Genomic DNA, 370 nt, shown 5'->3' on the forward strand with positions numbered 1-370 from the left:
GTCAGTGTCTGTGGATCATTTACCTTCGCGCTATTGTCGGCGGCGGTGGTGATGGTCCCGGCATTGGTCAGCGTCTGCGAGTCATTTACCTTCGTGCTATTGTCGGCGGCGGTAGTGATGGTCCCGGCATTGACCAGCGTCTGTGGGTCATTTACCTTCGTGCCATTGTCGGCGGCGGTAGTGATGGTCCCGGCATTGGTCAGCGTCTGTGGGTCATTTACCTTCGTGCTATTGTCGGCGGCGGTAGTGATGGTCCCGGCATTGGTCAGTGTCTGTGGGTCATTTACCTTCGCGCTATTGTCGGCGGCAGTGGTGATGGTCCCGGCATTGGTCAGCGTCTGTGGGTCATTTACCTTCGCGCTATTGTCGG

General features: G+C 57.6%; 1 protein-coding gene. It reads left to right on the forward strand.

Translation table 11 applies throughout. The features are described 5' to 3' along the window. Positions 1-370 (forward strand): hypothetical protein (locus Xsze_RS22345; RefSeq protein ID WP_211293384.1); only part of this gene is annotated, 370 nt, incomplete at both ends.

Source organism: Xenorhabdus szentirmaii DSM 16338 (assembly GCF_002632585.1).
Taxonomy (GTDB): domain Bacteria; phylum Pseudomonadota; class Gammaproteobacteria; order Enterobacterales; family Enterobacteriaceae; genus Xenorhabdus; species Xenorhabdus szentirmaii.